23 protein-coding genes are annotated in these 20,430 nt (G+C 69.9%); 9 read left to right on the top strand and 14 right to left on the bottom strand.

What is annotated here, in order from left to right; genetic code table 11:
- Nucleotides 1–158 precede the first annotated feature (158 nt).
- Entirely contained in the window at nucleotides 159–497 is a 339-nt protein-coding gene (locus IE246_RS07245) for a hypothetical protein (RefSeq protein ID WP_189988296.1), read from the top strand.
- On the opposite strand, the gene IE246_RS07240 is transcribed toward IE246_RS07245, so the two are convergent.
- From IE246_RS07240 to IE246_RS07230, 3 genes are all read right to left on the bottom strand, one after another.
- The gene (locus IE246_RS07240; RefSeq protein ID WP_189988295.1) at nucleotides 487–1,593 is read right to left on the bottom strand and encodes a porin; all 1,107 of its coding nucleotides are present in this window, start codon (nucleotides 1,591–1,593) and stop codon (nucleotides 487–489) included. The genes IE246_RS07245 and IE246_RS07240 overlap by 11 nt on opposite strands.
- Nucleotides 1,594–1,662: 69 nt before the next feature.
- Nucleotides 1,663–2,832 (bottom strand): MFS transporter, encoded by a 1,170-nt coding sequence (locus IE246_RS07235; protein WP_189988294.1) that lies wholly within the window; start codon nucleotides 2,830–2,832, stop codon nucleotides 1,663–1,665.
- 49 nt (nucleotides 2,833–2,881) lie between these two features.
- On the bottom strand, nucleotides 2,882–3,505 hold the full coding sequence (locus tag IE246_RS07230; protein WP_189988293.1) for a TetR/AcrR family transcriptional regulator: 624 nt from the start codon (nucleotides 3,503–3,505) through the stop codon (nucleotides 2,882–2,884).
- A gap of 92 nt (nucleotides 3,506–3,597) precedes the next feature.
- Here IE246_RS07230 and IE246_RS07225 point away from each other — a divergent pair, with 92 nt between their 5' ends.
- A complete protein-coding gene (locus tag IE246_RS07225; protein ID WP_189988292.1) occupies nucleotides 3,598–4,035 on the top strand; it encodes a hypothetical protein in 438 nt (145 codons plus the stop codon).
- Here the strand turns inward: IE246_RS07225 and IE246_RS07220 are convergent.
- A complete protein-coding gene (locus IE246_RS07220; protein ID WP_189988291.1) occupies nucleotides 3,977–4,357 on the bottom strand; it encodes a hypothetical protein in 381 nt (126 codons plus the stop codon). The genes IE246_RS07225 and IE246_RS07220 overlap by 59 nt on opposite strands.
- 106 nt (nucleotides 4,358–4,463) lie before the next feature.
- Between IE246_RS07220 and IE246_RS07215 the strand changes: the two genes are divergently transcribed.
- Nucleotides 4,464–4,904: an MmcQ/YjbR family DNA-binding protein gene (locus IE246_RS07215; RefSeq protein WP_229836600.1), complete on the top strand. Its 441-nt coding sequence runs from the start codon at nucleotides 4,464–4,466 to the stop codon at nucleotides 4,902–4,904.
- 10 nt (nucleotides 4,905–4,914) lie between these two features.
- Here IE246_RS07215 and IE246_RS07210 read toward each other — a convergent pair whose 3' ends face one another.
- From IE246_RS07210 to IE246_RS07200, 3 genes are all read right to left on the bottom strand, one after another.
- The gene (locus IE246_RS07210; protein ID WP_189988290.1) at nucleotides 4,915–5,832 is read right to left on the bottom strand and encodes a homoserine O-succinyltransferase; all 918 of its coding nucleotides are present in this window, start codon (nucleotides 5,830–5,832) and stop codon (nucleotides 4,915–4,917) included.
- Nucleotides 5,833–5,893: 61 nt separating this feature from the next.
- A complete protein-coding gene (locus IE246_RS07205; protein ID WP_189988289.1) occupies nucleotides 5,894–6,256 on the bottom strand; it encodes an anti-sigma factor family protein in 363 nt (120 codons plus the stop codon).
- Nucleotides 6,253–6,873: a sigma-70 family RNA polymerase sigma factor gene (locus tag IE246_RS07200; RefSeq protein ID WP_229836597.1), complete on the bottom strand. Its 621-nt coding sequence runs from the start codon at nucleotides 6,871–6,873 to the stop codon at nucleotides 6,253–6,255. Before IE246_RS07200 ends, IE246_RS07205 begins: the two co-directional genes overlap by 4 nt.
- A 166-nt stretch (nucleotides 6,874–7,039) precedes the next feature.
- Here IE246_RS07200 and IE246_RS07195 point away from each other — a divergent pair, with 166 nt between their 5' ends.
- From IE246_RS07195 to IE246_RS07185, 3 genes are read left to right on the top strand one after another with little or no spacing between them, the layout of a single operon-like run.
- The gene (locus tag IE246_RS07195) at nucleotides 7,040–8,224 is read left to right on the top strand and encodes a radical SAM protein (protein ID WP_189988287.1); all 1,185 of its coding nucleotides are present in this window, start codon (nucleotides 7,040–7,042) and stop codon (nucleotides 8,222–8,224) included.
- A gap of 59 nt (nucleotides 8,225–8,283) precedes the next feature.
- Nucleotides 8,284–8,886, top strand: coding sequence for an HD domain-containing protein (locus IE246_RS07190; RefSeq protein ID WP_229836595.1), 603 nt, complete (start codon nucleotides 8,284–8,286; stop codon nucleotides 8,884–8,886).
- Nucleotides 8,887–8,897: 11 nt separating this feature from the next.
- The gene (locus IE246_RS07185) at nucleotides 8,898–9,146 is read left to right on the top strand and encodes a hypothetical protein (protein ID WP_189988286.1); all 249 of its coding nucleotides are present in this window, start codon (nucleotides 8,898–8,900) and stop codon (nucleotides 9,144–9,146) included.
- 199 nt (nucleotides 9,147–9,345) lie between these two features.
- Here IE246_RS07185 and IE246_RS07180 read toward each other — a convergent pair whose 3' ends face one another.
- From IE246_RS07180 to IE246_RS07150, 7 genes are all read right to left on the bottom strand, one after another.
- Entirely contained in the window at nucleotides 9,346–9,771 is a 426-nt protein-coding gene (locus IE246_RS07180; RefSeq protein ID WP_189988285.1) for an acyl-CoA thioesterase, read from the bottom strand.
- The gene (locus IE246_RS07175; RefSeq protein WP_189988284.1) at nucleotides 9,768–10,199 is read right to left on the bottom strand and encodes a RidA family protein; all 432 of its coding nucleotides are present in this window, start codon (nucleotides 10,197–10,199) and stop codon (nucleotides 9,768–9,770) included. Before IE246_RS07175 ends, IE246_RS07180 begins: the two co-directional genes overlap by 4 nt.
- Nucleotides 10,200–10,223: 24 nt before the next feature.
- On the bottom strand, nucleotides 10,224–11,864 hold the full coding sequence (locus tag IE246_RS07170) for an AMP-binding protein (RefSeq protein ID WP_189988283.1): 1,641 nt from the start codon (nucleotides 11,862–11,864) through the stop codon (nucleotides 10,224–10,226).
- Nucleotides 11,865–11,928: 64 nt separating this feature from the next.
- The gene (locus tag IE246_RS07165; RefSeq protein ID WP_189988282.1) at nucleotides 11,929–13,110 is read right to left on the bottom strand and encodes an acyl-CoA dehydrogenase family protein; all 1,182 of its coding nucleotides are present in this window, start codon (nucleotides 13,108–13,110) and stop codon (nucleotides 11,929–11,931) included.
- 229 nt (nucleotides 13,111–13,339) lie between these two features.
- Nucleotides 13,340–14,173: an enoyl-CoA hydratase family protein gene (locus IE246_RS07160; protein ID WP_189988281.1), complete on the bottom strand. Its 834-nt coding sequence runs from the start codon at nucleotides 14,171–14,173 to the stop codon at nucleotides 13,340–13,342.
- Nucleotides 14,170–14,703, bottom strand: coding sequence for a MarR family winged helix-turn-helix transcriptional regulator (locus tag IE246_RS07155; protein ID WP_189988280.1), 534 nt, complete (start codon nucleotides 14,701–14,703; stop codon nucleotides 14,170–14,172). Before IE246_RS07155 ends, IE246_RS07160 begins: the two co-directional genes overlap by 4 nt.
- A 7-nt stretch (nucleotides 14,704–14,710) precedes the next feature.
- Entirely contained in the window at nucleotides 14,711–15,469 is a 759-nt protein-coding gene (locus IE246_RS07150) for an SDR family NAD(P)-dependent oxidoreductase (protein WP_189988279.1), read from the bottom strand.
- Nucleotides 15,470–15,629: 160 nt separating this feature from the next.
- Here IE246_RS07150 and IE246_RS07145 point away from each other — a divergent pair, with 160 nt between their 5' ends.
- The 3 genes from IE246_RS07145 (at nucleotide 15,630) to IE246_RS07135 (ending at nucleotide 20,414) form a co-directional block, all read left to right on the top strand.
- A complete protein-coding gene (locus IE246_RS07145; RefSeq protein ID WP_189988278.1) occupies nucleotides 15,630–17,972 on the top strand; it encodes a bifunctional salicylyl-CoA 5-hydroxylase/oxidoreductase in 2,343 nt (780 codons plus the stop codon).
- Between the two features lie 44 nt (nucleotides 17,973–18,016).
- Complete coding sequence (locus IE246_RS07140; RefSeq protein WP_189988277.1) at nucleotides 18,017–19,273, top strand: flavin-dependent oxidoreductase; 1,257 nt, start codon at nucleotides 18,017–18,019, stop codon at nucleotides 19,271–19,273.
- Between the two features lie 571 nt (nucleotides 19,274–19,844).
- Nucleotides 19,845–20,414, top strand: a complete 570-nt coding sequence (locus IE246_RS07135) for a cupredoxin domain-containing protein (protein ID WP_189988276.1) — start codon at nucleotides 19,845–19,847, stop codon at nucleotides 20,412–20,414.
- Nucleotides 20,415–20,430 lie beyond the last annotated feature (16 nt).

Here is a 20,430-nt window from a genome sequence, read left to right as displayed (position 1 = left end):
TCGTTTTGCGGCGCAACAACGCCAAAACGACAGCCGGTGTCGCCCCCGGACGATCAGTCCGCGACCGCAGTTCCTATGTGTCGGGACAGGTTGGCCGCCCTCGTCGGGCGGCTTTTGTTTCGGCGCCGCAGAAGCGGCCGTGACCACGGATGCCGCCCATGACTACCGGGATCGAGAGCCAGGCCCTCACCGTCGATCCGTCGGTCCATCCGGCGGTCCTGGTGGTGATGTTCGTCGCGTTTCTGATCGGCGCCATCGGCCCGTTCGCGCTGTGCGTGATCGGCTCGATCCGCGACGAGCGGGCGATGCGCCGCTACGCCGCCGAGGCCCGCGCAGCCGAGCAGGCCGCGCTCGCCGCCGCCGCGGTGCATAACCCGGTGGATCCGGACATCCTGCCGGCGGCCGTCGCCCTGAATCCGGCGGTTCTCGACATGGACGGCCTCGACCCCGCCAACGACCACGTCGACGGGGACGCCGTCCGCGCGCTCAGAAGCTGAGCCGCACCATCGACACGCCGTAGACGGCCTCGCTGTCGGTCCCGAAGCCGCTGCGGTCCTCCAGTTCCGCATAGCCGAGCACGCCGACCAGCGCCACACCGGGGCCCAGGTCGTAACCGGCCTCGAACTGCACCGTGTCGAACGATGCCTTGCGGGCGCCGCTGCCGCCGGCATTGGCCGTCGCCGACCCGTCGCGGTCGCCGAAGAACCCGGCGAGCGACAGCTTCCAAGGCCCGGGCGCGTAGTTCAGGCCGACCGTCCAGCCGGTGCTGTCGCCGATCGCGGCATCGTTCCGCGAGCCCGCGACGGCGGCAGCCAGCGTCCAGTCGCTCCAGCCGAGCGAGAGCCCGGCGTTGTAGGCGGTCGGATCCGAGGCCGAGGCGGAGTCCGCGGCCTGGACCGTTCCCCACCCGACCGAAGCGGCGACCGCGACCGGCCCGAGCTTGCCGGCGTACTTGGCGCCCAGGCTGAAGCCGTCGTGCACGGCCACCGACTTGTCGGCGGTCGCGTTGCTGTCCTCGCCGGAATCCGGCACCCAGCTGGCACCGAGCTGGAAGCCGGCGAACCGCGGCGAGATGTAGGTCAGGCGGTTGGCGTCGTTGACCCGCCCGGCCTCGAGGTAGGTGGAGGCGAACGGTCCGCGGAACGCCCCGGTGTTGCCGCCGATGCCGGTGAAGTCGACCCACTCGACGTTGTCGCCGGAGTTGAGGCCGAACCCGAAGTCCTTCGGCGCCACGTGCAGAAGGTACTGCGCCGAGTTCTCCGAGCCGACGATCACCTGGCCGAAGGCCCCGGACGCGGTCAGGTAGGACTCGTCGATCTGGTCGGACTCGGTGTTGCCCTCGAGCTGGACGTTGACCCCGAACTCGATGCCGTTGTCGAGCCGCGTCGAGCCGGCGAAGAAGATCTCGGTGTCCGACTTCACGTCGAAGCCGGTCACGTCCCTGCCCGGCACGTCCTGGTCGGCGTAGCCGACGAACTGCTCCATGTAGCCGCCGACCTTGACGTTGATGCGTTCGGCGGCGCCTGCCGGACCGGCGGCCAGCACCGATCCGACGACCGTCAATGCCGTCGTCGCCAGAAATCGACCCCGCATCGGGTTGCCCCCTCCCCGCTTCTCCACGCCTGAGCGTCGGCCGCAAGAAAGCCGGCCGAGCCCGCGATGTTACAGCCTGCGCGGCAGGTATGTCGCCAATCCAGCGGTCCCGACCATCAGCACGCCGAGCGCCACGAACACCGACCCGATCGGCAGCACCAGCAGCAGGCCGGCGTAGATCGCCGCCGGCAGCAGCTGCGACATCTCGATGTAGGTCCGGAACACCGAGGTCATCTCGGACCGCTCGTACGGGTGCACGGACCGCAGGAACGGGATGTTGCCGAGCGCGTCGAGGGTGACCGACCCCAGACACGCCACGAAGAAGATCCCGGCCAGGACCAGCGGAGCCGGCTGCGTCACGCCGGCCAGGATCGAGAGGCCGCCGGTGAACAGCAGCGCCCCGACGATCATCCGCCGGATGCCGTAGCGTGCGCCAAGTCGGCCGGCGACCGGCGCCAGGAACAGGATCCCCTGCCCGCCCGACAGCATGGCGGCAGCCAGCATCTCGTCGCCGCCGGTCTTCACGATGTACAGCGGCGGGTACACGAAGAACGTGGTCCAGAACGCGCTGCGCGCAAACGGGATCACCCAGGCCAGCCGAAGCCGCGGCTGCAGCGCGAACCGCCGGATGTTGTGCCACGGCATCGGCGGCTTGCGGGTCGCCGGCGCCACCGCCGGGTTCTCCTGCATCCGCAGGAGCCAGAAATAAGCCAGCGCCAGCACCGCGAAGCCCGCGCTGGGCACGCAGACCGCCAGCAGGCCAACCGTCTTGTAGAGCCAGATACCGAGCCCGGGGCCGACGAACCACGCCACCCCCATGAACGCCAGCCGCCGCGGCTCGGCGGTGACGAAGTCCTTCCGGCGGATGTAATCGAGGATGTACAGGTTCAGCGAGATGTTGACGCACACCACGGCGAGCGCGCGGAACTGCAGAGCGGCTACGAACGGCATCGCGGCACCGGCCAGCATCAGCAGCGGGGCCACCACCATGAACAGGCAGCCGGCCGAGAACACCCATTTGCGACGCACCGCCCGGATCACCAGCGGCACCGCGAAGCTGGCCAGCAGCGCCACCACGCCGATCACCGTATAGGCGATCGACACGTTGCGGGCCGACTCCAGCAGCGCATAGGCCTCGAGCGGAATGATCCCCGCGATCAGCGCACGCGAGAACGCCTCCGTCGCGGAAAGAATCGCAAAGACGTTCGCACCGGGCCTGTCGACGACCCGGAGCCACATGGGGAACCGGATTTCCATGCTGGCAGATTACCCGCGCCGGGTCGGCCGACTACCCCGATTTTGCCTCGCTCGAGCCATACAGTCGCAAGAAGCCGCGGGTCGCGCGCGCCGCCCTCACCGCGACCTCGGCCGCCGACGGTGCCGGAGCGACGCCGAGCAGACGTCGGACCTGGGCGTCCCCGAGCAGCAGGCCAAGGAAGTCCTCGGCCGCGCGGTCCGGGTCGGCGAAACTCAGCCGGTTCTGCTCGGCATGGCGCCGCAGCAACCGCACGAACCCCGGCAGCACCGCGTCTCGGCCGGCCGATGCCAGGGTGCGCGCCAGCGTCGGATCGCTGGCCGCCTCCGAGACGGCGGCACGGTTGATCGCCACCGCGTCGTCGCCGAGCAGCAGTCCGAGCAGCGCCTCGCCGAAATCGACGAGCGCCGACTCGATCGGCAGCCCACCGTCCAGATGCCGGTCGACCACCGTCCCGACCATGGCGGCGTTGCGGCGGATCAGGGCGTCGAACAGCCCCTGCTTGTCGCCGAACCAAGCGTAGAGGGTTTCCTTCGACGCCGCAGCGCGACGCGCCACCTCCAGCATGTTGGCATCGCGGTAGCCACGTTCCGCGAGCACCGCCAGCGCGGCGTCGAGGATCTCGTTCCGCCGCCTTTCGCGGGTTTCCGCCTTCATCGATGCACTCCGTATCGCGGGGTTGACAGAAACCGTACCCGTAAGTACGGATCAGTCAAGCGTACCCATGAGTACGGACATGGAGAAGGCTCATGACCAGCGTCCCGCACGCCCCCGCTTCGACCGCCACGCGTGCCGCGATCACGGCACTCCTGGTGCTGACCGCCGTCATGCTCGCAGCCCTGTTCACCCGCACGCCGCCGCATCCGCCCTTGACCGTGCCGCCGTTCGCTCTCGCCCCGTTCCTGGGGGCGTCGCTGGCGATCGGCACCGCGGCACTCTGGCTGTCGGGCGGCACCAGGGCCGGTCGCGCGCTGGTGCTGCTGTTCGTCGCCACCGCGCTGGTGTCGTTCGGTCCGCAGAAATATCTCGATCCGGCGTTTCCCCGGATCTGGCCCGCGGTGATCACCGCCCAGGCAGCGGTCGCCGTCCTGCTGGCGCAGAGTGTGATCGCCTGGCGCGCAAGCCGGCTCAGCGACGGCCGGCACGCCGGTCCGCGAACCCGAACGCAGCCGCCCCGCAGCTCGTGAAGCTGCTGCCCTCGACCCGACCGCGGTAGGTCGGCCCGAACGTGTACGGGAACGTCGGCCGCAGCGCCGCGTCGACGGTCAGGTGATAGTGGTAGCCAAGGTCCTCGTCCGCATGGTCGTGGCCCCCGTGGGCGTGACCGTTGTGGCCGTCCAGCGCCTCCGGACCGGAGGCGGCACAGGCGGCGTCGAGGTAGAAATCCTCGTAGTAGGCCCGGGCCGCTGAAGACCCGTGCGCCGTCGACGCCGGAGGGAGGACGAGGCAGACTGCCGCGGCGAGCGTCGCGGTCCTTACCGGGTCGATGAGCCAACGAATGACGGTCACGGTGACGGCTCCGGCGCTGCTGACAGGGTCGGGCACACCATCGGAGTATCGTGCCCGTGGCGGCGTCGTCCGGCCATTCCCGAACCCCCGACACGGCGAATCCGACATGACCCACCCGGACATGAACCACCCGGACATGACCCACCCGGACATGAACCACCCGGACATGACCCACCCGGACATGACCTACGACGAGTTCAACGCCTTCTGCGCTTCGCTACCGGCCACCACGCACGTGGTGCAGTGGGGCGGCTCCGATGTCTGGAAAGTCGGCGGCAAGGTGTTCGCGATCGGCGGCTGGGACGGCGGCGGCCAGCCCCGCTACACCTTCAAGGTCTCCGACATCGCCTACGAGTTCCTGAAGGAGCAGCCCGGCCTCCGGCCCGCGCCATACCTCGCCTCGCGCGGCATGAAGTGGATCCAGCACCACGACCGCCCGGGGCTCGCCCCGGACGAGCTGCGCGACTACATCCGCGAATCGCACCGCATCGTCGCCGGCGGGCTGACCCGCAAGCTGCGCCGTGAACTCGGGCTGGAGCAGGCCTGACGGCCGCCTCTCAGCGACCGATCTGCGCCACGTCGAACGGCGTCGTCTGGTAGATGTAGTTGATCCAGTTCGAGTACAGCAGGTGGGCGTTGCCACGCCAGGTGTTGACCGGCGCCCGCGACGGGTCGTCGCCCGGGTAGTAGTAGCGCGGCACGCCGATCGGGTCGCCCTTCTCCAGGTCGCGCCGGTACTCGGCGTCGAGGGTCGTCGAGTCGTATTCCAGGTGGTTGAACATGTGCACGTGGCGCAGCCGCCGGTCGTGCACAAGGCACAGCCCGGCCTCGTCCGATTCCATCAACACCTCGAGGTCGGCGTGGCCGGCCAGGTCCTCGCGCCGGTTCTCGGTGTGACGCGACACCGGAATCCGGATCTCGTCGTCGAGCCCCCGCATCAGCAGCGAGGTATGGTCGAGCACCCGGTGCGGGAACACGCCGAAGCGCTTTTCCGGCAGCTGGTGCTTGGGAATCCCGTGGAAGTGGTGGAGTGCCGCCTGGGCGCCCCAGCACAGCGCGAACAGCCCGTGCACATGGGTCAGCGACCAATCGAAGATCCGCCGCAGCTCCTCCCAGTACACCACCGCCTCGAACGGCAGCTGTTCGACCGGCGCCCCGGTGACGATCAGGCCGTCGAACTTCTCCTGGCGAATCTCCTCCCAGGACCGGTAGAAGTCGATCATGTGCTCGCGCGGGGTGTTCTTCGGCACGTAGCCCGACGGCGCGAACAGCGTCATTTCGACCTGCAGCGGCGTACCGGCCAGGACGCGCGCGATCTGCGTCTCGGTCTCGATCTTCTTCGGCATCAGGTTCAGCAACGCGATCCGCAGCGGCCGGATGTCCTGCCGGATCGCGTCGGTATCGCGGATGATCAGCACGCCCTCGCGCTCGAGGGTCTCGCGGGCCGGCAGGTCGTGGGGGATCTTGATGGGCATCGTCGGGCTCGAAAAATGGGAAACGGTCGTCCGGAAGCCGCCGGTGGCGGCGTCCGGCCCGCTATCCGGGGTCGCCGGCCGCCTCGTGGCCGTTGCGCCGGGCCGCCAGGATCGCCTGTACCAGATCTTCCGGCACGGTCTTCAACGCCTCTTCGTCGGCTTCGCGCAGGGCCTCCCCGGCCACCCGGCGCGCCCGGTCGTAGGCCCGCAGATAGCGATGGCAGTGCGGGCACAAGACGGTGTGAAGCTCGATCTGCCGCTTCGCCACCGGCCCGAGATTGCCGTCGAGGTAATCGACCAGGCCGCGGTCGAACTCCTCGCAGGTCATGGCGCCGTGCAGTCCCCACGACATCCAGTGGCGGATCCGCTTCCACAGCCCGCCGCGCCCGTCCATCCCGTCGCCCCCCGAACCCGTATGGCTCATGCCGAGACCTCTCCCGTCCAGATCGGCTCGATCAGGCTCTTCAGCGCCGCGCGGGCGCGGTGCAGCCGGACCTTCATCGCGCCCTCGGCTATGCCGAGCGCTTCCGCGGCCTCTCGGGTGCTCCAGCCTTCGAGGTCGCGGAGTATCAATGCCGTCCGGTACCCGTCAGGCAACATGTCGATCTTGGCGCGCACGAATTCCCGGATCCGGCGGCGTTCCAGCTCGCTCTCCGGGTCGTCGTCCGGGACATCGACCAGGTCCCGGCGCCAGCCGTCGGCGTCGAAGACGGGCAGCAGGTCGTCGATCGGGGTCTCGGCCAGCCGCCGCTCCTTGCGCAGGCGCATGAGTGCCGCGTTGATGGTGATCCGGTTCAGCCAGGCGCCGACCGACGACCGCGGCTCGAAGCTGTCGATCGCCCGGAACGCCGACAGGAACGCCTCCTGCACGCAGTCGTGGGCCGTCGCTTCGTCGCGCACCAGCCGCCGGGCCGCCGCCAGCAGGCGGCCGGTCTCGCGCCGGACCACGAGCTCGTACGCGCGCTCGTCGCCGGCCTTCAGCCGTTCGACCAGCACCGCCTCGTCGTCCAGGTCCTGCTGTCCGGTCTCCGACCGCTCCACGCCTTCGCCTCCCTGCGCCGGCCGGAGCATCGCAGCGCCGTGCCGCTGCGCCAAGTGTCTTGCGGCGGCGATCCGCGCTCGACTTGATCCATCGCAAGGACGCGGCGGGCCGCCGCCGCGATAGTCCGGCCACGCAAGGCAGAACGCCGCGACTCTGGAGAGACGCATGCCCGACCTGAACGTCGTCCGAACGGCCCGCCAGGAACCCCGGACGCCGGCCGCCCGCGATGCCGAGGCCCGTCGGCACGCCCTGCGAGCGCTGCCGGCACCGGCGCCGTCGGCCGGCCTCGCCGCCTACCACCGCGAGCGCGACCTCGCACTCCAGGCATCGCCCCGGAAACGCGCGAACTACGAGCGCTATCTCGCCCATCAGCGCCGCGAGGCCGAGCCCGACTACCTGCCGATCAAGCTCGACATCGAGAACGTCAGCCGCTGCAACTTCCGCTGCATCATGTGCAGCGTCAGCCAGTGGCACAAAGGCCAGCGCGCCGACGACCTGCCGCTCGAGGCGTTCGAGCGGCTGATCGACGAGCAGTACGGCCTGGTCGAGATCAAGCTGCAGGGACTCGGCGAGCCGACCATGCAGCGCGACCCGTACTTCGACATGATCCGCTACGCCCGGGCCCGCCACATCTGGGTGCGGACCACCACGAACGCCTCGCTCCTGCACCTCAAGGACAACTACCGCAAGCTGGTCGACGCCGATCCCAACGAGATCCAGATCTCGATCGACGGCGCCACCAAGGCGGTGTTCGAGAGCATCCGCCACGGCTCGGTGTTCGACCGGGTCGTGGCGAACTGCAAGCTCCTGAACGCCTACTGCCGGGAGCGCGGGGTGGTGCGGACCAAGATGTGGACGGTGGTCCAGCGCGCCAACTTCCACCAGCTGGCCGACCTGGTCCGGCTGGCGGCGGAGCTCGGCTTCAAGCACCACACCTTCTCCCTGGAGCTGGTCGACTGGGGGCTCGCCGAGTGGCGTGCCGCCAACGACACGGTCAGCGTCGAGGACCAGCTCGATCCGGACGCGCTCATGGGCCTGGTCGCGCTCGGCGACAGCCTCGGGGTCGAGGTTCGGTTCTGGAACACCACCGAGAAGTACTCGACGCGCTCCCCGGAGACACTGTGCCCGTGGCCGTTCGAACGGGCCTTCGTGTCGTCCGACCTGCGCGTCGTGCCGTGCTGCGCAATCGGCAACCCGGACGTCTACCAGATCGGCGCTCCGCTCGACCGGGACGACCCGCAGACCTTCACCCGGCACTGGCAGGGGGCTGACTTCGTGGCGTTCCGCAAAGCGCATCTGGAGGGCCGGATCCCCGACATCTGCAAGGCCTGCTACGCCGACCCGGAGTAGCGAACCGCCCGCCGGCGTGACACTGTGCCCTCCGGAGACCGACCGATCGCGAGGGCGCCATGAACGAGATGACCACCGTCGGCTTCACCGAGATGAAGCACGGCAGCCGGGCCGACTACGAGCTGCTCGCGCGCCGCGAGGATGAGTATGCGGCCGGGACCGCCGACCGGATTCTCGCGCAGCTCGCCAAGCTCGGCGACGGCCTGTCCGGCTACCGGATCAGCCGGCTCGAGCACTCGATCCAGTCGGCGGCGCGGGCCGAGGCCGACGGCGCCGACATCGACTGGATCGTGGCCGCCCTGCTGCACGACATCGGCGACGAGCTGGCGCCGCACAACCACGACAGCATCGCCGCCGACATCATCCGTCCGTACGTCCGCGAGCAGGTGAGTTGGGTGGTCCAGCACCACGGCATCTTCCAGATGGTCTACTACGCCCATCACTACGGCAAGGATCCCGAGGCCCGCCGGAAATACGCCGACAATCCGTACTACCAGGACGCCGTCGACTTCTGCGAGCGCTGGGACCAGGCGAGCTTCGACCCCGACTACCGGAGCCCGCCGCTCGAGCACTTCGCGCCGATGGTCCGCGAGGTGTTCGGCCGCCCGGCCTGGGACGGGACCGTGCTGCGCAAGGGCGAGCGCGAGCCGCTGGTGCGGTAGGACGGCGGCCGATGCAGATCCTCGCGGAGATCCTGGTTCAGTTCATCCAACACTGGATCCTGCGGCGCTTCCCGGTGGTGGTCGACGGGTTCGTCTTGCTCTTGGCCGCAGTTGGAATGGTCGCCGGGACGGCCAGCCTGCTCGCCGGCAACACCGTTGGCGGTGCGTTCTTTCTTCCCGGCAGCCTGGCCATACTCGGAGCGCTGGTCCTGTCGTACCGCGAGCGGCGGCGACCGCGGTCCGACGGTACGAACGGATAGGATGCGTCGAGCCTGGGTCCCGGTTCGCGCTCCGCTTGCCCGGGATGAGGATCGGCGAGGGCGCACACCATTCAGCGTCATCGGGGCGAGGCGCAGCCGAGAGCCGGGACCCACTCCTCGGCGGACCTCAGCTCAGCAGAACGGTCGACCAGGCCCTGCACGACCTCGGCGTGAAGCCGGAAAGCCCAGCGGGCGCCGGTCAGTGCTCCGCGTAGCGCCGCAACCCCTCGGCCAGCGCTTCCGGCAGCGGCAGCCCGCGGACGTCGGGGCCGGTGCTGGCATAGGCCAGGACCTGAACCACCGCGAATTTCTCGGAGCCGGCCACCGACCCGGCGACCGCCACGGTGAACGCCTTGGTCCCGACCTTGCGCACGCGCAGTTCCAGGTCCAGCGCATCGCCTTGGAACAGCGGCCCCCTGAAGTCGACCTCCAGCCGGACCGTCGGCACCCCGCGCCTCTGCCGGCCGTGCATCGCCGGCCAGGGACAGTCCAGGGCCTCGGCGAAGAAGTCCTCGACCAGCCGGTTCACCATCATCAGCATGCGCGGGTAGAAGCCGATGCCGGCCGGGTCGCAGTCCTCGAAGCGGACCGGCACGGTCTTGCGGAAGACCCGCCCGCCGGTCATTCGGGATCCGGGATCAGCGCGGTCGCCTCGATCTCCAGGCGCGCCGCCGGCTCGACCAGGCCGCCGACCCCGAGTACGGCCATGGCCGGGAAATTGCGGCCGATGACTTCGCGATAGGCCGCCCCCAGCGCCGGCAGGCTGCGACGGTATTCCTCCAGGTCCACGACGTACCAGGTCAGACGTATCAGATGCTCCGGGCCGGCCCCACCGGCAGCCAGGACCGCGACGATGTTCTCGAAGATCTGCCGGGCCTGGGCGACGAAGCCGTCGGCGAACCGCTCCTCGGCGTCCCAGCCGACCAGCCCGCCGGTGACCAGCACCGTGCCGCGTCCCATCATGCCGTTGGAATAGCCCTTCGGGCGCGGCCAGCCCTCGGGGTTGAGGGTCGTCGGCCGGCCCGGCCCCGTCGCCGGCTTGCGCAGGTCCATGCGGTCTCTCTCCTTCTCAGGCTCTCAGGCGGCGCCGCGTGCCTGCTGCTCGGCGATCATGCGCAGTTCGAAGCGGCGCAGTTTGCCGGTGTCGGTCCGCGGCAGGGCGTCGACGTATTCTATCGCTCGCGGGTACTTGTAGGGGGCGATCTCCGCCTTCACGTGGTCCTGCAGGGCCCTGGTCAGCGCCGCGTCGCCGACCTGCCCGGGCTTCAGCACCACGAACGCCTTGACGATCGACCCCCGGTCCGGGTCCGGCTGGGCGACCACGCCACACTCGGCGATCGCCGGGTGCGACAGCAGGGCCGCCTCGACCTCCGGGCCGGCGATGTTGTAGCCCGACGACACGATCATGTCGTCGGAGCGCGCCTGGTACCAGAAATAGCCGTCCTCATCCATCCGGTAGGTATCGCCGGTCAGGTTCCAGCCGTCTTGAACGTAATTGCGCTGCCGGTCGTCGGCGAGATAACGGCAGCCGGTCGGGCCGCGCACCGCCAGCCGGCCGACCTCGCCCGGCGGCAGGGTCTCGCCGTCCGGGCCGATCACCCTGGCCTGGTAGCCCGGCACCACCTTGCCGGTCGCACCCGGCCGGATCTCGTCAAGAGTCGCGGAGATGAAGATGTGCAGCATCTCGGTGGCGCCGATGCCGTCCTGGATCCTGATGCCGGTCGCGGCGAACCAGTCGTCCCAGGTCGGCTTCGGCAAGGTCTCGCCGGCCGACACGCACTTGCGCAGGCACGAGATGTCGCGTCCGTCCAGCTTGCCGAGGATCGCCCGGTAGGCGGTCGGCGAGGTGAAGCAGACCGTCGGTCGCCAGGTCTCGATAGCGTCCAGCAGCTGATCGGGCGCCGCCTTCTCCAGCAGCACCGCCGACGCGCCGACCCGCATCGGGAACAGCACCAGCCCGCCGAGCCCGAAGGTGAAGGCGAGCGGCGGCGAGCCGATAAACCGGTCGTCCGGGTTCGGCTGCAGCACGTGCTTCGAGTAAGCGTCGCAGATCGCCAGCATGTCGCGGTGGAAGTGCATGGTGCCCTTCGGCTCGCCGGTCGTGCCGGAGGTGAAGCCGATCAGGCAGACGTCGTCGCGTGCCGTGTCGACCGCCTCGAAGCTGTCCGGCTTGCTCGCCATCCGGGCTTCAAGCCCGTCGACCCCGCCGGTCGAGAAGTAGGCGACCCGCTTGAGCCGCGGGGCGCGGACCAGGGTCTTCTCCATCTCGTCGGCCAGCCGGGCGTCGCACAGCGCCAGCGCGATCTCGGCCTTGTCGACGATCTTGGCGAGCTCGACCGCGCGCAGGAGCGGCATGGTGCAGACCGCGATCCCGCCGGCCTTGATGACGGCGAACAGGGCCGCGGTCATGGTCGGGTTGTTGGCGGAGCGGATCAGCACCCGGTTGCCCGGAACCATGCCGAGATCCTCGACCAGCACCCGGGCCATCCGGTTCACGGTCTTCTGGAACCCGGCATAGCTGATCGGGCCGTCCGGCGTGACGAACAGGGTGCGGTCGCCCCGCCCCTCGGTCACGTGCCGGTCCAGGAACTCGACCGCGCAGTTGATGCGTTCCGGATAGCGCACGTCGTCGATGTCGAACAGGAAATCGGGCCACTGGTCCTGCGGCGGCAGGTTGTCGCGCGCGAAGGTGTCGACATGTGCGGTGTAGTCTCCCATCCCGTCGTCTCCCGTCACACAGCCCAAACCACGCTTCCCCGCGTCTTCGGCCCCTATCGAATCCTCAGGCCGTTCCCCCTGCCCGCGCGTCCAGCATCTGGCGCGCGATCACGATCTTCTGGACCTCGCTGGCGCCCTCGTAGATCCGCAGGGCGCGGACCTCGCGGTACAGCTCCTCGACCTTGACGCCCGCAGTCACGCCGAGCCCGCCGTGCATCTGGACGGCGCGGTCGACCACGCGCTGCGCCGCCTCGGTTGCGAACAGCTTGGCCATCGACGCCTCGCGGGTGACCCGGGCGGCGCCCGCGTCCTTGGCCCAGGCCGCGCGGTACACCAGCAGGGCGGCGGCATCGACCTCGGTCGCCATGTCGGCGAGTGCCGCCTGCGTCATCTGCAGCTCGGCCAGCGGCGCCCCGAACATCCGGCGGCCGGCCGAGCGATCGAGCGCCTCGTCGAGCCCGCGCCGCGCGAAACCGAGCGCCGCCGCCCCGACCGTCGCCCGGAACACGTCGAGCGTGCCCATCGCTACCTTGAAGCCCTCGCCCGGCTTGCCGATCCGGTTTGCGACCGGCACCCGGCAGCCGTCGAAGCGCAGGCGGGCGAGCGGATGCGGGGCGATCACCTCGATCCGCTCGGCGATCTCCAGCCCCGGGGTGTCGGCATCGACCACGAAGGCCGACAGCCCCCGCGCCCCCGGGGCCTCGCCGGTGCGGGCGAACACCACGTAGTGGCCGGCGATGCCGCCATTGGAGATCCAGGTCTTCTCGCCGTCGAGCCGGACGTGGTCGTTGCCGTCCGGCGTGGCAGTGGTGGTCATCGCCGCGACGTCGGACCCGGCATCCGGCTCGGACAAGGCGAAGGCGGCGATCGACCGGCCTGCGAGCACCGGCGGCAGCCAGCGGTCCTTCTGGATCGCGCTGCCGAACAGCGAAATCGGCCCGGTGCCGAGCCCCTGCATGGCGAACGCGAAGTCGGCGAGGCCGGCGTGATAGCCCAGCACCTCGCGCGCCAGGCACACCGAACGCACGTCGATCCGCTCGTGGCGGCCGCCGTGGCTCGCCGGCATCACCAGGTCCAGCCAGCCGGCGCCGGCCAGCGCCTCCACCAGCCGCCGGCACGAGCCGTCGACGTCGTGGTGGTCGATCAGGTCGTCCACGGTGTCGGCCGCCCAGGCGTCGAGGGCATGCGCCAGCTCGGCGTGATGCGGGTCAAAGAACGGCCAGGCGAGGAAGCTGCGGTCGGCCATGGTCAGTCCTCGGTCGTCGGCCGGCAGCGGGTGGGTTCCGGCTCCGTCCCGCCTTCGGCGACCCGGTCCGGAATGACGTCGGGGAGGGGTGGGCGCCGCGGCTCCCTCCCCCTGACGTCATTCCGGCCGGACGCGCCGACCCCGGCGCGGACGAGCCGGAACCCACGAAGCAACGGGCGACCTTCCGCGATCGCCCCCCCGTCCCGGAACACTGCCACCGCCGCCATCTTCAGTTCCCCTCGAACTCGGGCTTCTGCCTGGCGGCGAAGGCGTGGAAGGCGCGGCCGAAGTCGCGGGTCTGCATCAGCATGCCCTGCGCCAGGGCCTCGGCGTCGATCGCCTCGTCGACCCCCATCGACCACTCCATGTGCAGCATCTTCTTGGTGATGCCGTTGGCGAAGCTCGGCCCGTCGGCCATGCGCTGCGCCAGCTCCCGGGCCGCGTCCAGCAGTTCCGCCGGTTCGACCAGCCGGTTGAAGAACCCCCAGCGCTCGCCCTCTTCGCCGCCCAGCGAGCGGCCGGTGAACAGCAACTCGCTGGCCCGGCCCTGGCCGACGATGCGCGGCAGGATCGCGCACGCCCCCATGTCGCAGCCGGCCAGCCCGACCCGGGTGAACAGGAACGCCACCTTGGCGCCGGCCGTCCCGAGCCGCATGTCGGACGCCATCGCCAGGATCGCGCCGGCACCGGCGCACACCCCGTCGACCGCCGCCACGACCGGCTGCGGGCAGGCCCGCATCGCCTTCACCAGGTCGCCGGTCATCTGGGTGAACTCCATCAGCCCGACCATGTCGCGGTCGAGCAGCGGGCCGATGATCTCGAACACGTCGCCGCCGGAGCAGAAGTTGCCACCGGCGCCGGTGATCACCACCGCCTTCACCTCGGGCTCGTGCTGGAGGGCCCGGAAGAAGTCCCGCAGTTCGGCATACGACTCGAAGGTCAGCGGGTTCTTGCGGTCGGGCCGGTCCAGGGTGACGGTCGCGACCTTGCCGTCGACCTCCAGCTTGAAGTGCCGGGGGGCGAACTCGCGGACCGGCAGGATCGTGGCGTTGGCGTGCGTCATGTCTCCACCGCGTTCTGGGTACTGCGCCGGACCGAGGCCTTGGCCTTGCCGAGCAGCGTCATCAGGGCCTCGAGCTCTCCCGGCGCCAGGTCGGCGAACAGGTCGGCGACCCAGTCCTCGTGCTCGTCCGCCATCGCCGCGAACGCCCGGCGGCCGGCCGCGGTCAGGCTGACGTAGTGGGCGCGCCGGTCGGTGTCCGACTGGCGGCGCTGCAGCAGCCCCTCGGTCACCAGCCGGTCGACCAGCCCGGTGACGTTGCCGTTCGACACCATCATCCGCTTCGACAGCTCGCCGAGGGTCATGCCCTCGGGCGTCCGCTCGAGCTGGGCCATCAGGTCGAAGCGCGGCAGGGTGATGTCGAACCGCTCGCGCATCCGGCGGCGGATCTCGGTCTCGATCATGGTCGTGCAGGTCAGCAGCCGCAGCCACAGCCGCAGCTCGGCCTTGTGGTCGGCATGGTCGCCGTGGGCGCGGCTCTCGGAATCCAGGTGCACCTCGGCATCAAGGGTTTCTGCGGCCTCGACACTCATCGTCACCTCACATGATCTCGCCGCCGGCGACAGCGATCGCCTGGCCGGTCATGGCCCCGGATGCCGGGTCGGCAAGCCACACCACCGTGCGGGCCACCTCCTCCGGCTCGATCAGGCGGCGCTGCGGGTTTCCGGCGACCATCTCGGCCACCAGGGCTTCGGCCGGCTTGCCGGTCCGCTGGGCCAGGCGGGCAACGCTGTCGCGAACCAGGTCGGTATCGGTATAGCCCGGGCAGACCGCGTTGACGGTGACGCCGCTGCGCGCCGTCTCCAGCGCCAGCGACCGGGTCAGGCCGATCACCCCGTGCTTGGCGGCGCTGTAGGCCGAGGCATAGGCATAGCCCTTGAGGCCGGCGGTGCTGGCGACCGAGATCACCCGGCCCCAGCCGCGCTCCAGCATGCCCGGCAACACCCTCCGGGTGGCCAGGACCACGCCGATCAGGTTCAGCGCGATCATCCGCTCCCACAGGTCGTCGTCGGAGGCGGTGAACTTGGCGGTCTCGGCGGCGCCGGCACTGTTGACCAGGATGTCGACCGGCCCGACCCCGGCCTCGGCCTCGGCGATAGCCGCTTCGAGCGCCATGCCGTCGGTAACGTCGGCGGTCACGGCGATGCCACCTGCCCTTGCAGCCACGGCGTCGAGCGCCGCCCGGTCGCGGCCGAGCACCGATACCCGGGCCCCGGCACCAGCCAGCGCCGCCGCAATCGCGGCCCCGATGCCGCGGCTGCCGCCGGTCACCAGCGCATGGCGCCCGTCCAGGATCATGGCCTCGACCTCCTTGAATTTTATTTGAAGCCTAAAACTTTCACCCCTCAACGACAAGCCGGGGAACGGTTGCCGCGGTGATATTTTAAGCTTAAAGTTTTTTTGACGCCAAGCCCGCGACCGGGCGAGGCCACCGGAAGCCAGCGCTGCGAGGCAAGCCATGCGAATCTCGGTCATCGGCGGCGGACCCGCCGGCCTGTACTTCGCCATCCTGATGAAGGCCGCCCGCCCCGCCGCCCGGATCACCGTGTACGAGCGCAACCGGCCGGACGACACCTTCGGATTCGGCGTGGTGTTCTCGGACGAGACCCTGGAGACCTTCGAGCGATACGACCCCGACAGTTACCGGCTGATCACCGAGCACTTCGCCTACTGGGACGACATCGAGATCCACTTCAAGGGCACGGTGCACCGGATCGGCGGCAACGGGTTCTGCGGCTGCTCGCGCCCGACCCTGCTGAAGCTGCTGCACCAGCGCTGCCGGGCCCTCGGGGTCACCCTGCTGTTCGAGCACGAGGTGACCGACATCGACGCGCTGATCGCCGACAGCGACCTGGTGGTCGCCGCCGACGGCATCAACAGCGCGGTCCGCAAGAAGTTCGAGGACCATTTCCGGCCGTCGGTCGACCTGCGCCCGAACCATTTCACCTGGATGGGCTCGGACCGGCCGCTCGACGCCTTCTCGTTCTTCTTCAGGGAGACCGAGCACGGCCTGTTCGTGGCCCACACCTACCAGTACGAGCCGGGGCGCAGCACCTGGGTGCTGGAGACCGACCCGGAGACTTTCCGGCGTGCCGGCCTCGGGTCGATGGACGAGGAGCAGTCGGCCCGGTTCCTGGAGGGCGTGTTCGCCGAGGAGCTGGCCGGCCACAAGCTGATCACCAACCGCTCGATCTGGCGCAACTTCCCGACCATCCGCAACGCCCGCTGGGTCAAGGACAACGTGGTGATCCTGGGCGACGCCAAGGGCACCGCGCATTTCTCGATCGGCTCCGGCACCAAGCTGGCCATGGAGGACTCGATCGCCCTGTTCGAGGCGTTCCAGGCCGAGCCGGATGTAGCGGGGGCGCTGACCCGCTTCGAGTCGCAGCGCCGCGAGGACGTCGAGAAGACCCAGCACGCCGCCGAGGTCTCGCTGGTCTGGTTCGAGCACCTGGACCGGTTCTGGCCCATGGACCCGCTGCAGTTCGCGTTCGGGCTGATGACCCGCTCGAAGTCGATCACCTACGACAACCTGCGCCTGCGGGCGCCGGCCTTCGTCGACTCGGTCGACCGCATGTTCGCCGGCAAGGTCCGGGGCGAGCTCGGCTTCGACGTCGACACCGGGCGGCCGGTACCGCCGATGTTCCAGCCGTTCCGGCTGCGCGGCCTGACCCTGGCGAACCGGCTGGTGCTGTCGCCGATGTGCCAGTACTCGGCGGTCGACGGCTGCCCGACCGACTGGCACATGGTGCATCTGGGCGCCCGCGCCCTCGGCGGCGCCGGGCTGATCTACACCGAGATGACCGACGTGTCGGAGGAAGGCCGGATCTCGCCGGGCTGCGCCGGACTCTACACCGACGCGCACGAGGCGGCGTGGAAGCGCATCGTCGACTTCGTGCACGCCAACTCGGCCGGCAGGATCTGCCTGCAGCTCGGCCACGCCGGCCGCAAGGCGTCCACCAGACTCATGTGGGAGGGCATCGACGAGCCGCTGGAGGCCGGCAACTGGCCGATCATGAGCGCCTCGCCTCTGCCCTACTACCCGCACAGCCAGGTCCCGCGCGAGATGACCCGCGCCGACATGGACAAGGTGGTCGCGGATTTCGTGCAGGCGACCGAGCGGGCCGACCGGGCCGAGTTCGACATGCTGGAGGTGCACGTCGCCCACGGCTACCTGCTGGCGTCGTTCGTCTCGCCGCTGACCAACCGGCGCACCGACGAGTACGGCGGCAGCCTGGAGAACCGACTGCGGTTCCCGCTCGAGGTGTTCGACCGGGTGCGGGCATCCTGGCCCGACGACAAGCCGATGTCGGTCCGGATCTCGGCGACCGACTGGAAGGAAGGCGGCATCACCGGCGACGACGCGGTGGCGATCGCCCGGGCCTTCGCCGAGCACGGCTGCGACCTGATCGACGTGTCGACCGGCCAGACCGTGCACGACGCCGAGCCGGTGTTCGGCCGGATGTTCCAGACCCCGTTCTCCGAGCAGATCCGCAACGAGGCAGGGCTGGCGACCATGTGCGTCGGCAACATCGTCTCGGCCGACCAGGTCAACACCATCCTGGCCGCCGGCCGCGCCGACCTGGTGGCGCTGGCCCGGCCACATCTGGTCGACCCGGCGTTCCTGATGCGCGCCGCAGCGTTCTACGGCGTCCGTGACGTGCACTGCCCGCCGCAGTACCTTGCCGGCATGGACCAGCTGTACCGGACCGCGGCGCGCGAGCGCGAGGACCTGCTGGAGCTGCGACGAAAGGCCCGGCCGAAATCCCATCACCGGACGCTGCCGGAGGCGGCACAATAACCGGCGTGGAGCGGTCCGGGCCCATTGAAGCGGGGAGAAGGACGATGAAGGCGATCGTGGTCGGCGGCGGCATCGGGGGGCTGGCGACGGCGCTGAGCCTCCACGCCAAGGGCATCGAGGTCGAGGTGTTCGAGCAGTCGCGGTCGATCCGTGAGCTCGGCGTCGGCATCAACACCCTGCCGCACGCCATCAAGGAGCTGGCCGACCTCGGCCTGCTCGACGCGCTCGACGCGGTCGGCATCCGGACCTACGAGCTGATCTACACCAACCGGTTCGGCCAGGAGGTCTGGCGCGACCTGCGCGGCACCGACGCCGGCTACGAGTTCCCGCAGTTCTCGATCCACCGCGGCAAGCTGCAGGGCGTGCTGCACCAGGCGGTGCTGGAGCGGATCGGCGGCGGCAAGGTGCATCCCGGCCACCAGCTCGTCGAGTTCAGCGACGACGGCAGCCAGGTCACCGCCCGGTTCGAGCGGCGCGAGGGCCACGACGACGTCGTGGTGACCGGCGACGTGCTGATCGGCGCCGACGGCATCCACTCGACGGTGCGCCGCAAGTTCTATCCCGACGAAGGGCCGCCGAGCTGGAACGGCCTGATGCTGTGGCGCGGCGCGGTCGAGGGCAAGCCGTTCCTGACCGGCCGCTCGATGATCATCGCCGGCGGCATGAACGCCAAGTTCGTGTGCTACCCGATCTTCAACGATCCCCATGCGCCGGGCACCACCCTGATCAACTGGGCGGTCGTGGCGCGGATCGGCGACGGCTCGACCCCGCCGCCCCGGCGCGAGGACTGGAGTCGGCTGGGCAACCGCGAGGAGCTGATGGAGCACGTCGACGGGGTGTTCACCCTCGACGTGGTCGACCCGGTCGCGATCATCAACTCGACGATCGACTTCTACGAGTACCCGATGTGCGACCGCGATCCGGTCGAGCACTGGTCGTTCGGGCGGGTGACCCTGCTGGGCGACGCCGCCCACCCGATGTACCCGGTCGGCTCCAACGGCGCCTCCCAGGCGGTGCTGGACGCGCGCTGCCTCGCCGACCTGCTGGCCGGCTGCAACGGCGACGTAACCGGCGCGCTGAAGGCCTACGAGGCCGAGCGCCTGCCGATGACGGCCGAGATCGTCCGCACCAACCGCAAGGGCGGCCCCGAGCAGGTCATCGACCTGGTCGAGGAGCGCGCGCCCGACGGCTTCGAGAAGCTGGAGGACGTTGCGACCCGCGAGGAACTGGAGGCCGTCGTGCGCGGCTACGCCAGCCTGGCTAAGTTCAGCCAGAGCGACGTGAACCGACCGAGACCGTGAGCGGGCGATCGGAGAAATCGCCGCCCCTCCCTTGACCTTCCCCCGGGGGGAACCACTACTTAGCCCGGCAACGTCGTCGAACCAACCCAGCGTTCCCGTGGTCCGTCTCCTCCTCGCCCTGGTGGTCTTGCTGTTCGGAATCGGCATCCTGCCGAGCGCCGCGGCTGCGGCTGCCGGTCACGGGGCCGCGCACCGCGCGCCGGCGACGGTCGAGCAGGTGCCGGATAGCGGGTCGATCCAGCACCTCCGCGCCGCCGACCCGCACGAGCACATGCCGGGCACCCACGGTTGCCGGTATGCTGCCGGCTGCAGTGGCGTCGGCAGCGCCGAGAACGGCACGCCCGCCGTTCCGCTTCCCCGCCAGGTCGCTGCGGCCCCGCAGTCGCCGGTCGTCCCCGTGCCGCACGGTGCCGACCTGCCGCGCGAAGACCGCCCTCCAAGACCCGTCTGACGCCCGACCGCCGGCCGACCGGCCGGATCCCGGCAAGGCCGTGAACCGGGGCGCAGCCAATCTGCGCGCCGTTCGCCTCGCTGTTGTCTCAGACAGTCATCGACCCGTGGAGTCGACATCATGAAGCTTCGTGCCCTGCTTTCCCTCGTTCTCGCCGGCGGCACCATTGCCGGCGCTTCCGCAGCCCTCGCCGGCGGCATGCACAGCGGCGGACACGGCCACGCCAGCCTCGACTTCGGCAAGCCCGCCAAGGCGGCGGACGCCGGCCGGACCGTGACCGTCGTCATGCGCGACAACCTGTTCGAACCCGAGAACATCGCCGTGAAGGCCGGCGAGACCGTTCGCTTCGTCCTCAGGAACGAAGGCGCGTTCGTGCACGAGTTCAACATCGGCACCGCCGCCATGCACGCCGCCCATCAGAAGGAAATGATGATGATGGTCGAGCACGGCGCCCTGGAACCCGACCGGATCAACCGCGAGCGCATGAAGATGGACATGGGCGGCGGCATGACCATGGAGCACGACGACCCGAACAGCGTGCTGCTGGAGCCCGGCGAGAGCGCCGAAATCGTGTGGACCTTCACCACGGCCGCCGAGCTGGAGTTCGCCTGCAACGTTCCCGGCCACTACGACGCCGGCATGGTCGGCACGCTCTCGGTCCGTCCGAAGAACGGCGACAAGACCTCCTGAGGACGCAGTGATGGGC

The organism is Thalassobaculum fulvum, assembly GCF_014652915.1.
Taxonomy (GTDB): Bacteria; Pseudomonadota; Alphaproteobacteria; order Thalassobaculales; family Thalassobaculaceae; genus Thalassobaculum_A; species Thalassobaculum_A fulvum.
This window is presented reverse-complemented; position numbering and strand designations above follow the sequence as displayed.

Excerpts from the sequence above, each read along its gene's own strand:
- IE246_RS07245 (WP_189988296.1), top strand. The coding sequence starts at position 159 with ATGACTACCGGGATCGAGAGCCAGGCCCTCACCGTCGATCCGTCGGTC.
- IE246_RS07240 (WP_189988295.1), bottom strand. The coding sequence starts at position 1,593 with ATGCGGGGTCGATTTCTGGCGACGACGGCATTGACGGTCGTCGGATCG.
- IE246_RS07235 (WP_189988294.1), bottom strand. The coding sequence starts at position 2,832 with ATGTGGCTCCGGGTCGTCGACAGGCCCGGTGCGAACGTCTTTGCGATT.
- IE246_RS07230 (WP_189988293.1), bottom strand. The coding sequence starts at position 3,505 with ATGAAGGCGGAAACCCGCGAAAGGCGGCGGAACGAGATCCTCGACGCC.
- IE246_RS07225 (WP_189988292.1), top strand. The coding sequence starts at position 3,598 with ATGACCAGCGTCCCGCACGCCCCCGCTTCGACCGCCACGCGTGCCGCG.
- IE246_RS07215 (WP_229836600.1), top strand. The coding sequence starts at position 4,464 with ATGACCCACCCGGACATGAACCACCCGGACATGACCCACCCGGACATG.
- IE246_RS07210 (WP_189988290.1), bottom strand. The coding sequence starts at position 5,832 with ATGCCCATCAAGATCCCCCACGACCTGCCGGCCCGCGAGACCCTCGAG.
- IE246_RS07205 (WP_189988289.1), bottom strand. The coding sequence starts at position 6,256 with ATGAGCCATACGGGTTCGGGGGGCGACGGGATGGACGGGCGCGGCGGG.
- IE246_RS07195 (WP_189988287.1), top strand. The coding sequence starts at position 7,040 with ATGCCCGACCTGAACGTCGTCCGAACGGCCCGCCAGGAACCCCGGACG.
- IE246_RS07190 (WP_229836595.1), top strand. The coding sequence starts at position 8,284 with ATGAACGAGATGACCACCGTCGGCTTCACCGAGATGAAGCACGGCAGC.
- IE246_RS07185 (WP_189988286.1), top strand. The coding sequence starts at position 8,898 with ATGCAGATCCTCGCGGAGATCCTGGTTCAGTTCATCCAACACTGGATC.
- IE246_RS07180 (WP_189988285.1), bottom strand. The coding sequence starts at position 9,771 with ATGACCGGCGGGCGGGTCTTCCGCAAGACCGTGCCGGTCCGCTTCGAG.
- IE246_RS07175 (WP_189988284.1), bottom strand. The coding sequence starts at position 10,199 with ATGGACCTGCGCAAGCCGGCGACGGGGCCGGGCCGGCCGACGACCCTC.
- IE246_RS07170 (WP_189988283.1), bottom strand. The coding sequence starts at position 11,864 with ATGGGAGACTACACCGCACATGTCGACACCTTCGCGCGCGACAACCTG.
- IE246_RS07165 (WP_189988282.1), bottom strand. The coding sequence starts at position 13,110 with ATGGCCGACCGCAGCTTCCTCGCCTGGCCGTTCTTTGACCCGCATCAC.
- IE246_RS07160 (WP_189988281.1), bottom strand. The coding sequence starts at position 14,173 with ATGACGCACGCCAACGCCACGATCCTGCCGGTCCGCGAGTTCGCCCCC.
- IE246_RS07155 (WP_189988280.1), bottom strand. The coding sequence starts at position 14,703 with ATGAGTGTCGAGGCCGCAGAAACCCTTGATGCCGAGGTGCACCTGGAT.
- IE246_RS07150 (WP_189988279.1), bottom strand. The coding sequence starts at position 15,469 with ATGATCCTGGACGGGCGCCATGCGCTGGTGACCGGCGGCAGCCGCGGC.
- IE246_RS07145 (WP_189988278.1), top strand. The coding sequence starts at position 15,630 with ATGCGAATCTCGGTCATCGGCGGCGGACCCGCCGGCCTGTACTTCGCC.
- IE246_RS07140 (WP_189988277.1), top strand. The coding sequence starts at position 18,017 with ATGAAGGCGATCGTGGTCGGCGGCGGCATCGGGGGGCTGGCGACGGCG.
- IE246_RS07135 (WP_189988276.1), top strand. The coding sequence starts at position 19,845 with ATGAAGCTTCGTGCCCTGCTTTCCCTCGTTCTCGCCGGCGGCACCATT.